This is a genomic window from Vibrio sp. STUT-A11, from assembly GCF_026000435.1.
GTDB lineage: Bacteria > Pseudomonadota > Gammaproteobacteria > Enterobacterales > Vibrionaceae > Vibrio.
Genome location: NZ_AP026764.1, coordinates 1,177,243 through 1,193,322, shown reverse-complemented (window position 1 = coordinate 1,193,322; position 16,080 = coordinate 1,177,243). Strand labels below are relative to the sequence as shown.

Genomic DNA, 16,080 nt, shown 5'->3' with positions numbered 1-16,080 from the left:
ACCCCCCCCTTAAAACTACCACCTTTTGTGTATATTTACCTATTTTGATGCAACGTTGACCATTTACCACCTTCGTCTACCACTTTTGGTATTAGCCTCTCTTTCCTATACATTCCACCTAACATAAGCGACACAGACACTAAGTATCTGTATTTAAATATATTTATGTATTTTTTCAAAAAATAAATCATGATGGCACTCATATTGCTTTGTGAGATACAACTAGCAAAATCACATTCGAGGCAATGATGATGAATACACAAGATTCAGTAATTGGAAGCGTATCACTGGTAGGTGCTGGTCCTGGCGATCCTGACCTACTTACCGTTAAAGCAATTAAAGCCATTGAGCGTGCCGATGTCATCGTATATGACAACTTAGTCAGTGAAGATGTGCGTGCTTTGTTTCCTGATCATTGCAAGCTCGTCTATGTCGGCAAAGCAAAAGGTTGTCACAGCTATAAACAAGAAGAGATAAACCAACTGATTGCGAATTTTGCTTTGGATGCAAAGAACGTATGTCGTGTTAAAGGTGGAGACTCATTCGTTTTCGGACGTGGCGGAGAAGAAATGCTGTTCCTGACTAAATTAGGCATCAGTGTCAACGTTGTTCCAGGTATTACAGCCGCATCCGGATGTTCCACGTACTCCAATATCCCACTCACCCACCGCGGTTTAGCTCAGGGGTGCACATTCATCACCGCGCACGCCGATAAGAAGCTTGAGATCAACTGGAATGCATTGGCTCAACTCAACCAAACGCTGGTCATTTATATGGGTTTGACCAAAGCACCACTTATACAAGAGCAGTTGATCAGTTCAGGTATGAACACAGATAAGCCCGTGGCAATTATTGAAAATGGTTGTACGCCACAGCAAAGAACAATCGTAGGTCAGCTATCCGAGCTTTCCGAATTGATCTCGCGTCACTCAATAAAGTCTCCAGCATTAATCGTCATCGGTAACGTTGTCTCTGTGGCTAACCAAATGGACTGGTTACAGCAGCTTAATAACAAAAATACGGAAGCACTTTCCGAGTCACGTTTACTCAAAAGCGCCTGATTACACGGCCATGGAAAGTCAGAATCACTAAAGGAAATGAGATTATGAGCAAGCAAAAAATCATAGTGGTCGGTAACGGAATGGTTGGCCATAAGTTTATCGACACTTTAATCCAGTCTGAACAAGAGAATGTTGAAGTAATAACGTTTTCTGAAGAGCCTCGCCTGGCTTATGACCGTGTTCAATTGACCTCTTACTTTACGGGTAAAACTGTCGACGATCTTTCGTTAACCAGCGAAGGTTACTATCAGTCAAACGGCATAAAATATTTGCTGAATGAAAAAGTAAGCACCGTCAACCCGGACGCTAAAGAGATTGTTACCTCTTCAGGTCGTGTTGAGAACTATGACAAATTGGTTCTTGCTACTGGCTCATACCCGTTTGTCCCACCGATTCCTGGTAATGAGAAAGAATTCTGCCATGTCTACAGAACCATCGAAGATCTGGACGAGATAGAGCGCTCAAGTAAAGAGAGCAAAGTTGGCGTAGTGATTGGTGGCGGGCTTTTGGGCTTAGAGGCAGCCAATGCGATCAAAAACCTAGGGCTAGAAACTCATGTTGTCGAGTTTGCGCCTCGTCTTATGGCGGTTCAATTAGACCAAGATGGCGGTGATTTACTTCGCCGTAAGATTGAAGCACTGGGTGTTACCGTTCATACAGAAAAAGCGACCACAGAAATCATCGATGGAAATGAATGCCGCTACAGAATGAACTTCGCTGATGGCACTCATATTGATACTGACATGATCGTCTTTTCAGCAGGCATTCGCCCACAAGATGAACTGGCTCGTAATAGCAGCATAGACATTGGAGAGCGTGGCGGTATTGTGATCAACAATCACTGCCAAACCAACTATGAAGATATCTATGCGATTGGTGAGTGCGCATTGTGGGAACAACGTATCTTCGGTCTAGTGGCACCGGGCTACCAAATGGCGAAAGTGGCGGCTCAACACATTCTTGGCTCAGAGCAGGCGGCACAATTTACAGGTGCCGATATGAGCACCAAACTGAAATTAATGGGTGTTGACGTTGCAAGCATTGGCGAAGTTCATGGCCAAACGGCTGGTGCGTTGTCTTACACTTACAAAGACGAGATTGAACAAGTCTATAAGCGCCTGATTGTCTCTGAAGACAAGAAAAAAATTGTTGGTGCGGTATTAGTGGGTGATGCAGATGCCTATGGCAACCTATTACAGATTCGCCAAAACGATCTTCCGCTACCTGAGAACCCATCGGTATTAATCCTGCCTAACGTGGCTGAAGATGAATCAGCCGGGCTCGGCATTGAAGCATTGCCAGACAGCGCAGTCATCTGCTCGTGCTTCGATGTCACGAAAGGTTCAATTAAACAAGCCGTGGCTTCTGGCTGCACCACAATGGCCGCATTAAAAGAAACCACTAACGCATCAACGGGTTGTGGCGGCTGTAGCGCGTTGGCTAAACAGGTGCTCGACAGTGAATTAGAAAAACTGGGCGTTGAAGTCAATAACGATATTTGCCAGCACTTTGCGTATTCACGTCAGGAACTCAGTGATCTTATCCGTGTAAACAAAATCAGAACGTTCGATGAACTGTTAGAAAAATACGGTCAAGGGCTGGGTTGTGAAGTGTGTAAACCGACGGCGGGTTCTATCCTAGCCTCCTATTGGAATGATTACATCTTGCAGGATGAACATATCGAGCTTCAGGATACCAACGATATCTACCTGGGTAACATGCAGAAAGATGGTACCTACTCTGTTGTACCACGCGTCGCCGGGGGCGAAATCACACCAGAAAAACTCATCGTTATTGGTGAAGTCGCGCGTGATTTCGATCTTTATACCAAAGTCACCGGAGGACAACGAATTGACCTGTTTGGCGCTCAACTCAATGACCTTCCAGCAATATGGCAACGCTTAGTTGATGCAGGCTTCGAAACTGGCCACGCCTATGGTAAATCGGTTCGTACCGTTAAGTCCTGCGTGGGTAGCACCTGGTGTCGATACGGCGTTGGCAATAGCGTCGGTTTCGCTATCGATTTAGAAAATCGCTACAAAGGCCTTCGCTCCCCTCACAAGCTTAAGTTTGCGGTATCCGGTTGTACTCGTGAATGTGCAGAAGCTCAGTCAAAAGATATTGGCGTGATAGCGACAGACAAAGGATGGAACCTCTACGTGTGTGGTAACGGCGGTATGCGCCCACGCCACGCTGATTTACTCGCAACCGACCTCGACGATGAAACCTTGATTAAATACGTCGACCGAGTGCTTATGTTCTACATCCGCACAGCAGACAGATTGCAGCGTACCTCTGTATGGCTTGAGAACCTTGAAGGTGGCCTTGATTACCTCAAAGAAGTGGTTATTGAGGATAAGCTCGGGCTAGCCGAAGAACTGGAAAGATCGATGCAAGAGAGCCTGGCAAATTACCAGTGTGAGTGGAAGACCACATTGGAATCCCCTGAAAAGCTGCGTCGATTCAGCCACTTTATCAACAGTCCTGATCGTGATGAATCACTTCAGTTCGTCAAAGTAAGAGAACAGAAGTTCCCGAAAAACACAGCAGAAGAGCTTGCTATCGAAGTGGTCGAAGTTAACTGATACCAATCTGGATATTTAATTTTTAGGAGAATCGATATGAGTAACTGGATATCAATCTGTGAATCATCGGTAATCGCACCCAACACTGGTGTCTGCGCCAAAGTAGAAGAAAAACAAATCGCGGTGTTTTTCAGTCAGCGCACTAACTCTTTGCATGCCATTTCTAACTACGACCCAATCGGTAAAGCCAATATTTTATCGAGAGGCATTGTTGGCTGCATAGACGAAACATTGTGTGTGTCATCACCGTTATATAAACAGCATTTTTGCCTAGAAACAGGGCAATGCATTGAAAACCCAGAATATAACGTGCCGATTTATGAAGTAAGAAACAACAACGGCATCATTGAGATAAGACAGTAACGAGCAGTATCAGTAAAAGCACCAGGTCATTGCCTTAACAAGGCAATGACGCTGAGAAAACTTTTAAAAGGAATAATGAACATGGAAAGCTCTAAATTTACACTCTTTTCCTTTACAGGAAAAATGAAGATCCTCCACTTAAGCTGGATGGCATTTTTTATTACTTTTGTTGTCTGGTTCAACTTTGCACCATTGCTACAAATGGTCAAAGAAACACTTGGTCTATCCACTCAGGAAATAAAAACCCTGTTAATTTTAAACGTTGCGCTGACCATACCCGCTCGCGTACTCATCGGCATGTTTACCGACCGTTTTGGACCTCGCATTGTCTATTCAGCATTGCTAGCCGTCTGCTCCATTCCATGTTTTATGTTCGCCTTTGCAGACTCATTTATTCAGGCCGCTATCGCTCGTTTCCTACTTGGCTTTATCGGTGCTGGCTTTGTTATCGGCATTCGTCTGGTGTCTGAATGGTTCCCACACAACCAACTTGGTACTGCAGAAGGCATTTACGGTGGCTGGGGTAACTTCGGTTCGGCCGCAGCAGCATTTACCCTACCAACGCTAGCATTAGTCTTCGGCGGTGACGACGGATGGCGCTACGCTACCGCTCTAACGGGTGTGATGAGCCTTCTATTCTCGGTTATTTTTTACAAAAACGTATCAGATACGCCAAAGGGAGCCACCTATTTCCGACCAAAACACTTGTCAGCGATGGAAGTGACATCGAAAGGCGATTTCTTTTTCCTACTGGCGATGAAAGTGCCTATGTACGCCGTACTTGCACTGCTTGCGTGGAAATTATCTCCTAGCAACATCAACATGCTCGACCATTGGATGGTAAACGCAATCTACGCGGGACTCGTGGTGCTTTACATTATCGACGCGAATCAGGTTTGGAAAGTCAACAAAACGATTTTCACAAAGCCAGTAGAACCTATTCATCAGTACAAATTCAAACAAGTTGCGGTTCTTAACGTTCTGTACTTTGCAACGTTTGGCTCTGAGCTCGCCGTGATTTCAATGTTGCCACTGTTCTTTTCAGAAACCTTTGAATTGTCCCCTGTCGTCGCAGGTATGGTAGCTTCGGCTTACGCCTTCATGAACCTGATGTCTCGTCCTGGCGGTGGTTTAATTTCAGATAAGTTTGGCCGTAAGCTAACACTACTCATCCTAACGGCTGGTCTTGCTGTGGGTTACTTCCTGATGGGACAAGTAAACGAAAGTTGGCCAGTATGGGTAGCAGTAGCCGCTGCAATGGCATGTTCATTCTTTGTTCAAGCAGGCGAAGGGGCTGTATTTGCAACCGTTCCTCTTATCAAGCGTCGCATGACTGGACAGATTGCGGGGATGACAGGAGCTTACGGTAATGTTGGCGCAGTGACTTACCTGACTATTTTATCTTTCGTATCTTACCAAACGTTCTTCTACGTAATCGCAGCGACGGCAGTCGTTGGTTTCGTTGCTCTGCTGTTTATGGAAGAGCCATCAGGTAAAATTGCAGAAGTTAACGAAGATGGCAGTGTGACACTTATCGACGTATCTAGCTAAAGTTTATAGAGAGAAGGGTTTTATAAATAAGTTTGATATAAATAAGGTTTATCGGGAGATATTGAGCTTTACTAACTTATATGCACTAGGTTGTTACTGTTTCAATATCGTTCAAAAGCTCGACCATCGATGGTTGAGCTTTTGTTCTTGTTCCTTTTTATTCTGGGAAATGCGGCAGGGAAGACCCAATGTTAGTTCAAGAAAAGTCAGCTCAAGAGAAGCAACATATCGAATTTTCTGGGTGCTCTTTAACCGGTAAAAGAGCAGAAAACCAAGACGCTTTTATCGTCAAATACCCCAACACTCGCGATGAACTCGCTTACAAAGGGGTTGTGGCTTGTATCGCGGATGGTGTGAGTTGCAGTAACCAGGCTCAACAAGCCAGCCAGACTGCTACCACTCAATTTGTGACGGACTACTATGCTACTCCATCAAGTTGGAGCATTAAGCGCTCCGTCAGTGAATTACTCACCAGTTTAAACAGCTGGCTTTATACTCAGGGCAAAGATCATCTTTACCATAACGGTATGGTGACGACTTTCAGCACCATTGTGATTAAATCCAATACCTGTCATATCTTTCATGTTGGTGATAGCAGAGTTTATCTTTATAGAGACAACAACCTCACTCTTCTAACCCGCGATCATCAGCGCACTAATTTTGGCCACCAGAGTTATCTGACTCGGGCCCTTGGTATGGATGAAAAAGTCGAGATTGATTTTCAGACATTGTCACTCGAAGAAAACGATAAATTAATTTTAACCACAGACGGCGTGCATGAGACCTTAACGCATGATGAAATCAAACGTCGAGTTAACACCATAGACTCTTGCGACGAGCTGGCTCAAGACCTATGCGACACGGCATTATTAAAAGGAAGCACTGACAATACAAGCTGTATCGTATTGAAAGTGGTTGAATTACCAAGCTTTAACTTAATTGAACATCAAACAGCCTTACTCGCCAACAACATTCCACCAGCATTAAAACAAGGTCAGAACCTGGATCATTTTGAAATACTAAAAACCCTATACGAAGGATCACGCAGTCACGTTTATCTCGCTTTAGATAAACAAAAAGGCGGCAATGTCATTATTAAAGCACCATCACTGAATTACAGTGATGACCCTGAGACGCTAAAGCGGTTTGCCAATGAATATTGGATAGCGACTCAACTGGACAGTCCGCGCGTAATGAAAATGTTTCCAAGGCCAAGGCACTCAAAATTTCTCTATCAAGTCTGCGAACACATTGAAGGAATAACTTTGCGTCAATGGATGCATGATCACCCCAGCCCACAGCTCGATACGGTGCGTGAGATACTGGATGGCATCGTAAAAGCAGTACGGGTTTTCCAGCGTGCAGACATGGTTCACCGTGATCTTAAACCCGAAAATATTATGATCACGAAAAATCAGGAAGTGAAAATCATCGACTTTGGTGCCGTTGAAGTGAAAGGCCTCAGCGAAATGCAAACGGAAGAAAACGTCACCTTCCCACTTGGCTCCGTTAATTATACCGCGCCTGAGTACATTAATACCGGGCAAGCGAGTACACTCTCTGATCTGTTTTCCATCGGTATAATTGGCTACGAAATGCTCACTGGGCATCTCCCGTATAAAGAACATTCTCAGCAAACGTTGCAGCAAGCCAGACATGTCAAATGGCAATATCATACCATTAAAGAATATCGCGAAGATGTCCCGCTTTGGGTTGACCTCGCATTTAAAAAGGCAACATCAGAATTCCCCAACAACCGTTATAAGGCACTTGGAGACTTCGTTGCAGACCTGTTTACCCCGAATACCCAACTATTAAACGGGGTAAGCAACAAACCGCTACTGAAACGTAACCCGATTTTATTTTGGAAGTCCTTTGCTTTGATCGCTTGTTCCGTTGCAGTCATTGAAGGGCTGCTTTTACTGCGCTTAACACCCAATTAGACGCTACAGGTAAGGGAATATTTTTCCGGCGCGAAAAATAATTGTAGATTTAGTGACTCTAAATCATGATGATAAAGTACTAAGAAGCGTTAAAGGAGTTAACGGTGAGCTTAGAAGAAGCAACTATAATGTTGGTCGACGACCACCCACTATTTCGCAGTGGCTTACGACAACTGATTGCCCTAGAGGAAGGCTTGCAAGTAATTTGTGAGTACAACAACGGTACAGATGCCGTTGAAGGTGCGGTTCAGCACGACCCGGACCTAATCATTCTTGATCTAAACATGCAAGGAATAGACGGATTAGAAACCGTCCGACAAATGAGAGAAAAAGGCGTCACTTCCCGTGTTGTGATGCTAACCGTATCTGACAACGAAGATGATGTTCTCAATGCCATATCAAGCGGTGCAGATGGTTACCTGTTAAAAGACATGGAGCCGGAAGACATCGTATCTAATATAAAACAAGCGGTATTGGGACAACTCGCCTTGTCTGATCGACTGACCAAAGTCCTTCTTCAATCGAGCAGTAAACCAAAAAAGCACGCGCAAGAAAGCCCACTAAAAACCCTCACCAATCGAGAACTTGAAATCTTATCGCTGATATCCAAAGGCATGAGTAATAAACTCATTGCTCATCAACTGAAAATCACCGACTCGACGGTAAAAGTCCATGTCAAAAATCTCTTAAAGAAGTTGAATGTCAGCTCGCGCTTAGAAGCCGCCGTCTGGATGATCGATAACCATTAAAACGAAAATGGGAGTGGAATGGAGTTAACTTGAATAGGCTTTACGGTACTGTATAGGAGACATGTCGTGGTTTTTACGCATAAATTTTGTAAAGTTAGACTGTGACGAGAAACCACATAACTCGCTAATTTCATTTATTGACTTATTTGTACTTCCCAATAATAAACAAGCTTTCTCCATCTTGATGTCTTTTTCTAATTCACTAAAAGAGGTTTTTTCTGCATTTAATTTTCTATTTAACGTCCATCGGCTCACGCCAACTTTATGGCAAACCTCTTCTAGAAGTGATAAATCATTTATGAAATATTTATCTTCAATTAAGCTTTTAATGATTTCCTTAACCACGTTTGAAAAACCATGAGTAATTTGAATTTGCTTACGAAGCTGTTCAATATTATTTTCTTGTAATCCATGTAAATACTCATTGAACGAATTATTTTTTTCGAACAAAGAAGATGACTTTATGATCATTTGATTTTTATTTTGGCCAAATAGACAGTTCGATTCAAATTGATCGTTGGTAAAGTTTTTGCCTAACTTGATTGAACTGTCGAACATAATACTGCATTCAATATCATCGACGTACTTGTTCAGGATGTCACGAATCAAAAGGAAGTGCCCCACAGAACCGTTCATAGGTGCAGCAGGATCTGTATTGCTGTACTCAATGCAAATTTTGTCATCGACAACATCCATGTGACAATGGTCGCTATCGCCAATAATGAATCTGTATTTTAAAAAGCTATCAATAGCGTTAACGGCATTTGATTCATTTAAAGATAAATTAAATAACTGAGGAAACAAGTCATATAAACCCGTAACAGATGAGTAATCTTTATAAATATGACGGTTATATTCAGATGTTTTAATAATAAATTCTTTGCTCTGTTGATAAGGAATTCTTCCATTAGGATTGGTTAAATTTAGTTTATTAATATTGCACTGCGAAATAATAGAGTCAACGTCCACACCAATTGAAGACAATAAGCTCACTTTTCGGTTTATTAATAAACTTGAAACAGAATATCCCATAACAGACTCAACCAATTATTTTCGATCCGTGAAATAATTTATTATAGGGCCTTTGTATCTATCAAACGTTACAAATTGATAAAAACCATGATAATGATCGTATTGTTTTAGATAGATTTGTGATCCCGAATCCACGCCGATTAAGAAAACAACACATTTTTTCTGATTTTATGTGCCACAACACAAAAAGAGGTGAACCGAAGTCCACCTCTTGAGTCACTGAATTAATGATTAATTAACGTTTACTGCTTTTTTAACAATCTTTGTTCTAGCAAAGGGCCGTATTCTGGTTGCAGCTCAATAGTACCGGGAGTGGTATCACTGACGACAATTTCATTGTCAATCGAGAAAGTAACAGTCTGGCTACCATTAAGGCTTGAAGAGTTACCAACATAAGCGGTATACGTACCAGGCTCAATAATCCATTGGTCACTCGCTTCGTTAAAGCTTGCTAACGTTTCTGCGGAGATATCGAATGTAAGCGTTTGTTCGCCACCAACAGCAATTTCATCGGTTTTATCAAATGCTTTCAATTCAATTTCAGGCTTAGCCAATTTAACATCTGGAGCCGATACATAAACCTGAGCGACTTCTTTACCTGCGTAACCACCAGTATTTCGAACTGTCGCGGTAATAGATACGCTGCCTTCAGCACCCTCAGAATTAAACGTATTTGAAACTACTGCTGCGTTCGCAAAGTCAAATGTGGTGTACGACAAACCAAAACCAAATGGGTACGCAACGTCAACATCGAAAGTTGAGTGGTAGCGGTAGCCGACATAGATATCATCGCTGTAGTACTGGTTGAAGTCACGCTCATCACAATCAGCGTCAGCAAGCACAAAACATGTATCGTAATTCAACTCAGGCGCATCATGAGGCCCAGCGTTGACTTTTTGGCCATCTTCAAACTTACCTGGGAATGAACCACCATCTTCAGAGTAACTTGAAACCGTATCCAGACCCATTGGGAAAGTTTGCGCTAACTTACCACTTGGGTTGACTTCACCCGAGATGATGTTCGCGACTGCCGTACCAGCTGTCTGACCTGGTAAGTAAGTTACTAAGATACCGTCAACTTCATCACGCCATTCTGCCGTATCAATTGAGTTACCTACGTTTAGGATTACGACAACTTTCTTGTCCACAGCGTGGAAGGCGTCAGAAACTCGAGTAATCAGTGAACGTTCAACCGCATTTAGGTAGTAACCTTCGTTCATCGGGTGAGTCAGCTCTTCCGTACGTTCTGGGTTATCGGTACCTTCCGCAGTAGTACGAGTGATGGTAATGACTGCAACGTCGCTACTGTCAGCAGCTGCTGTAATTGACGCAGTGTCAATGTTCAGCTCTCGACACACAGCAAAAGTACCTGCTGGGTTTGTTTCACCAGCTTGTGCGCCACCTTCACAGTATTTGTCTGCGTTAAAGTCTTCGTCATGTACCTCCATTGAACCTTCTAAAGAGGTAGAGTTGTACACGTTCATGTATAGATCTTCTAGATCAGAGTTGAGCGTATATTTCTCACTTAGACCTTCATTAAAGCTAACAATATGCTCTGAGTTAACCGAACCACTACCGCCACCAACAGGAAGTGTAGCGTACTGACCAATACCAAATGTCGCGATGTTAGAAGTTGTTGCCAGTGGTAATGCAGCATTATTTTTCAGCATTATAATGCCTTCTTCAGCCGCCTGCAGAGCCACTTCCGCATGCGCTGCCAAATCTGGCGTTCTGGTAAACGGAGTACCTAGAGCACTTGGTGTTTTCAGAGACTGTTTTAGTATTCTAACGATATTTTTGTCGAGTACTTCGTCAGTCAACTCGCCTCTCTCATAAGCATCTACAAGGTAAGGAGACCAATCATCACTACCACCGAAACGCCATACACCGCCCGGCTCGATGACATCGGTACCCGCTTTCAACATCTCAACAGGATCCCAACCTGCCCACCAGTCACTCATCGCCAGACCTTCAAAGCCCCACTCATCTCGAGCAATGGTGTTCATTAGGTCAGTGCGCTCACCAACGTTCTCGCCGTTAACTGAGTTGTACGATGACATAATCGCCCACGGCTGTGCGTGCTGAATGGTATATTTGAAACCACGCAAATAAATTTCGCGCATCGCTCGAGGGGTAATGACAGTGTTTGAAGTACGACGCAACGTCTCAGAGTTATTCGCTACGTAGTGTTTGATTGTGGTACCAATACCATGCTCTTGTGCGCCATTAACAATCGCAGCACCCATGACACCACTAATTAAAGGATCTTCTGAGAAGTACTCAAAGTTACGACCCGCTAGCGGGTGGCGTTGAATGTTCATACCAGGCGCAAGCCAGATATCAACACCGTATTCTTTACCTTCTTCACCAGCAGCATCACCCACTCTTTGAACTAAGTCAGCGTTCCAGGTTGAAGCAAGTACCGTCGCTGATGGAAAGTTGGTTGCATAATAAGTATTTGGATCACCGTCAACGGTAGCTGAAATACGAATACCTGCCGGACCATCCATTAACTTAATAGCAGGAACATCTAGGCCCGTTTCCTCATTTTTAACACCGTTAATATATCCAACAGTACCGGCAACGGCTTTGTCTGGGTCCAGGTTTACTGGTTGTGAGAAAAAGCCAGGGCCGATAACCATTTTTAGTTTTTCGTCTGACGTCATCTTAGAGACTATCTCTTGAGCCTGAGCTTCAAGACGCTCGTTATCAGTTATCGTATCTGTATCACTGTCATTACAGCCTGCAAGCAGTGCGGTCGCGACCATCACCGACACAACGCTTAATTTGGTCTTTAACATCCCTTTTACTCCTTTGTATTCACGTCATACCCAAGCAACTTCAAGATGCAAAATTCGGAGCGTTATCACGAGCACCAATTTGGGGGGAAATGATGCAGAGATAGAGACAATTCATTCAAAGTCGTTCACTCAAAACCAAGCATCTTGTCGTTGCCTTGGGTTTAAGCAAATACTATTGAGTTTTTGGGCAAGATACTTTGACATTCGGTGCGCCGTTTTTGCCTTTCGGAGTAAGAGTAAAAAGTGTGAGCGCGGTTTTATTCTACTAACTTGGGGAGAGGATATTGGTAAACACTTCAGTTTTAACAGAGTTAGCAATAAAACAGTTTTCGTGTGCCATGTGATGCATTTTCTCTATCTGTGCAAACGTAGGCTGTTTATCGCCAGAAAATACGATTTTTGGATTCAGCGTCACGCGGGATACCCACTCTTTGCCGTTGCCTTCTTTTGTGAGCTCACCCTCAGCGGCGTCAACATAAGAGTCAACGACATAACGTCGCTTAGCAGCTATCGACAAAAACACCAACATATGACAGCTCGAGAGTGCCGCAACAAACGCTTCTTCCGGATCCACATTTTCTTCGACTGACAATGGAAGCGGAACCACATGAGGGGAAGGAGAAGCGGGTACTTGTAAGCCGCCATCAAACGACCAAGTGTGCGCCCGGCTGTACTGATTGTCGCTAAAAACTTCACTTGATTGACGCTGCCATTCGATTAAGGCGGTGTGCTTACTCATACTCACTTCCTATCTGTTTGTGTATTACATCATTTAAATTAGTTAAAGAATGACAACAGTCGATGAAACCAAGTGATCTCTCCATAGGCAATTAAATCATAAATGGTGAAGAAGATCATACAGATAATGGCTAATTTGGCTAATCGGTAAACAATAAACATCATAAGTTCCTTATTTTTTAGACAGTTTACTATCACCGACAAAATTTAGAAACTCAGATAAAAAACCGTACTTTTTCGTTTCAAAGCGTTTAATAGCCATAGTGCGTACAAGCCAACATCATGCGTTGTTTTGTTTGAATATCTATATCGTGGGTAACTACGCGGAGCCCATACAGCAACACTCTATCAATATTTCGCCAATTCAATTTTAACAATTTGAACTTTCATCAAAAAAATATAGTATTAGATGCCATACACTTTCACAAAACTTATACCTATAACCATTTTTTAATGCAAACATTTCGCTTATCTAACTTAAACCTTCGCTATAAGACGGCTCTATACTTCTCACTTGGTTTGCTTGGAATGGTACTAAGTTGTCTGATTATAAGTCGCTATTTTTTTCTGTATAGCGTCGACCAATTGGAAAACATGGAAATTGACCTAGCCAACCAGCAAGCGCTATCTGTGGTTGATTTGATGGTATCCCAACAAAATGCTAACTCTTATGACTGGGCATATTGGGATGAAACTTACGATCTTTTTCTCGATAGCCCCGACATAACAGGCTATACCGAGCGAAACCTGTACTTAGAAACGCTCAACTCGTTAAATCTGGATATGATGTCGTTTGTCACGCTTGCTGGGCAAGAGATGCTCTCACTGACTCGAGAAAATTCACCTGAAAAATCTTCTGCGTTATCCACTAAAGTTGTACATCATCCGCTCATTCAACAGCATATAGTGTCAACGAACCAAAAACCGGATTCTCATCGAACCCAACTTTCTGGGCTATTAAAAATCGATAACACTATCTGGGGGCTTACTTTAACACCGGTAAAAAACAGTAAGGGTAGTAGTGCTTCAAATGGCTGGTTGTTGTGGGGAAGGAATTTAACGACGCGTTTTCTCGGTGACTTTGCAGCCATACTATCTGCACAAAACGCATTAGCCCCTCTAGTATCCCCACAAGCAGATAATACCCTTGCGCGCGAGATTGTGAAGTCTTCGACGGCTATTACCAAATCTACGCTGCTGAACGACCTCGGAGGTTCTCCAATTGCATGGTTGGAAACGGAAATGACACGTGATTACTACTCTAAAGGTAGTGCGCTGTTTCTTTACCTATTCGCTACCGTCGGTGTTGTCGCTACAGCCATCGCAACGGTCACACTAGCCATTTTCAAAAAGAAAGTCGCAATTCGATTCAATCACTTTGCTGACGACATGCACAAAATCGTGTCGGAATATAAACTTGAACCTGTTCAGTCAATTACTGAGGATGAGCTGGAACTCGCGACTAAATTGATACAGAAGCTTTCTGACAATACATCCATAACACAGTCTCAGTTAAAAGATTCAATGCACAACTTTAGTGCGTTATATCATAGCTCTTCGTTAGGTATGCTTTTTGTGATTGAGCGTGAAATTGTCGATGCCAACCCACGAGCGTTAGACATACTCAATCATCAAAAGTCTGAATTGATTAAGCGTCCACTCGATTCCCTTTGCGCGCATGATGACCGAGAAGCACGACTCAAGGAAATGCTGATTGAATTAGAAAACGGCAGAACACTGTTCGAAGCGCAACTTCTCGATGGTAACGGCGATACTATTGACTGTCTGATTGAAGCCGCGTTCATCCAGCACCATGGGCAGAGCGCAATCATGCTGCTAATTCAGGACATTAGGCAAGCAAAACAACAAGCGGAGATGATTCAGCAATTGACCGATTTTGACCCTGTCTCCGGCTTCTGCAATCGCGCATCTATCATGGAAGCACTTGATAAGCTGGTAAAAACACAACCTAATCGCTTTTCATTTGTTTTTCTTAAAAATAAGCAGCTAAAGCAACTTGCAGAAGTATACGGACACCGCGTCTTCGACGAAGCCGTTCAGCACCTTGCCAAATTGCTGCGTGAAGCATTGGGGCAATATAAAATAGGTCGTGTCAGTGAACATGAATTTGTTATTTTAATCCCTGATGAGGCAAACCATCAGGATGTGATTGAATCCACCAATCACTTGTTAAAACAACTCTCATGTAAGGCTGTTTTTTCTGGCATCACTGTATCTCTTAACAGCAAAGCCGTGATGATGGACCCCAAAATCACCCACCAGCCTGTGGATCATCTTCTGATGGCGGCTCGCCACTCAGCACAATCGTTAAGTGGAAAAAAGGTTCGTGAAGTCTTCGTTACTGGAGAAGCACTATCCGAACAAGCAGAAGCGTTAAAAATCATTAATCGTGACTTAGAAGGCGCAATACAGCAGGGAAAAATCACTCCGTACTATCAACCCATCGTTGATGCCAAGTCAGAAGACGTCATCGGTTTTGAGGCGCTTGCACGCTGGCAACACCCAGAACTCGGTATGGTATCACCGACTGCTTTTATTCCCGTGGCTGAGCAAGGAAAATTGATTATTGAGCTTGGGCAGTCCATCCTCGAGCAATCTTGCGCATTTATTGGTCCACTCAATCGAGAGCGTATCGCTAAGGGGTTACCGCAACTCTCCGTTCACATTAACTTGAGTGCACGTCATTTTTATCACTCAAAATTAATTTCCTACCTCACGACATTGATTGATGAATACCAAATCTCTGCAGGAAGCCTTGTGCTCGAAATCACCGAAAGTATGTTAATGGGTGCTAAATCCGACTCTATCAACAGTATCAACGAGATTAAGAGGCTGGGCGTTCAGCTCGCTTTGGACGACTTTGGTACCGGCTACTCATCATTCAGTAGCATCTGTAACTTCCCGCTGGATATTGTCAAACTAGACAAGTCCTATATTGATGAAATTGAATTCAATGATCGAGCGAAAACAATTGTACGTAATATTGTAAATATGTCTCAGGAGTTAGGATTAGCCATCGTTGCAGAAGGTGTAGAAACAGCGAGTCAGGTGCGTAAACTCAAAGTCTGGAATGTCAATAACCTACAAGGCTTCTACTTTTATAAACCTATGAAAGCAAAGGAAGTATTGGAGAAGTTCTCCGGTAAACCAATCCATTAGCTTAAGTGAGGCAGGCAATCATTCTTTGAACTTGCCTGCCGACAGCCCCTGCACCGCCTTTACCGTTCATTCCCTCT

11 protein-coding genes are annotated in these 16,080 nt (G+C 43.3%); 7 read left to right on the top strand and 4 right to left on the bottom strand.

The annotated features are described in order from the left end of the window. Nucleotides 1–248: 248 nt before the first annotated feature. The 6 genes from cobA (at nucleotide 249) to narL (ending at nucleotide 8,252) form a co-directional block, all read left to right on the top strand. On the top strand, nucleotides 249–1,061 hold the full coding sequence (gene cobA / locus OO774_RS21020; protein ID WP_264908677.1) for a uroporphyrinogen-III C-methyltransferase: 813 nt from the start codon (nucleotides 249–251) through the stop codon (nucleotides 1,059–1,061). 44 nt (nucleotides 1,062–1,105) lie between these two features. Then, entirely contained in the window at nucleotides 1,106–3,646 is a 2,541-nt protein-coding gene (gene nirB, locus OO774_RS21015; protein WP_264906463.1) for a nitrite reductase large subunit NirB, read from the top strand. 36 nt (nucleotides 3,647–3,682) lie between these two features. Further along, nucleotides 3,683–4,009, top strand: a complete 327-nt coding sequence (nirD, locus tag OO774_RS21010) for a nitrite reductase small subunit NirD (protein WP_264906461.1) — start codon at nucleotides 3,683–3,685, stop codon at nucleotides 4,007–4,009. Nucleotides 4,010–4,090: 81 nt separating this feature from the next. Further along, entirely contained in the window at nucleotides 4,091–5,560 is a 1,470-nt protein-coding gene (locus tag OO774_RS21005; RefSeq protein WP_264906460.1) for a NarK family nitrate/nitrite MFS transporter, read from the top strand. A 188-nt stretch (nucleotides 5,561–5,748) separates the two neighbouring features. Beyond that, on the top strand, nucleotides 5,749–7,503 hold the full coding sequence (locus tag OO774_RS21000; RefSeq protein ID WP_264906458.1) for a bifunctional protein-serine/threonine kinase/phosphatase: 1,755 nt from the start codon (nucleotides 5,749–5,751) through the stop codon (nucleotides 7,501–7,503). A 104-nt stretch (nucleotides 7,504–7,607) separates the two neighbouring features. Continuing rightward, on the top strand, nucleotides 7,608–8,252 hold the full coding sequence (gene narL, locus OO774_RS20995; RefSeq protein ID WP_264906456.1) for a two-component system response regulator NarL: 645 nt from the start codon (nucleotides 7,608–7,610) through the stop codon (nucleotides 8,250–8,252). Between the two features lie 24 nt (nucleotides 8,253–8,276). Here the strand turns inward: narL and OO774_RS20990 are convergent, their stop codons facing one another. From OO774_RS20990 to OO774_RS20975, 4 genes are all read right to left on the bottom strand, one after another. Next, a complete protein-coding gene (locus OO774_RS20990; RefSeq protein ID WP_264906454.1) occupies nucleotides 8,277–9,284 on the bottom strand; it encodes an AraC family transcriptional regulator in 1,008 nt (335 codons plus the stop codon). Nucleotides 9,285–9,526: 242 nt separating this feature from the next. Beyond that, nucleotides 9,527–12,085, bottom strand: coding sequence for a glycoside hydrolase family 3 C-terminal domain-containing protein (locus OO774_RS20985; protein ID WP_264906452.1), 2,559 nt, complete (start codon nucleotides 12,083–12,085; stop codon nucleotides 9,527–9,529). Nucleotides 12,086–12,350: 265 nt separating this feature from the next. Continuing rightward, complete coding sequence (locus tag OO774_RS20980) at nucleotides 12,351–12,824, bottom strand: OsmC family protein (RefSeq protein WP_264906450.1); 474 nt, start codon at nucleotides 12,822–12,824, stop codon at nucleotides 12,351–12,353. Between the two features lie 38 nt (nucleotides 12,825–12,862). Next, on the bottom strand, nucleotides 12,863–12,988 hold the full coding sequence (locus tag OO774_RS20975) for a hypothetical protein (protein ID WP_264908739.1): 126 nt from the start codon (nucleotides 12,986–12,988) through the stop codon (nucleotides 12,863–12,865). A gap of 363 nt (nucleotides 12,989–13,351) precedes the next feature. On the opposite strand from OO774_RS20975, the gene OO774_RS20970 reads away from it, so the two are divergent. Further along, the gene (locus OO774_RS20970) at nucleotides 13,352–16,003 is read left to right on the top strand and encodes an EAL domain-containing protein (RefSeq protein WP_264906448.1); all 2,652 of its coding nucleotides are present in this window, start codon (nucleotides 13,352–13,354) and stop codon (nucleotides 16,001–16,003) included. Nucleotides 16,004–16,080: the final 77 nt, after the last annotated feature.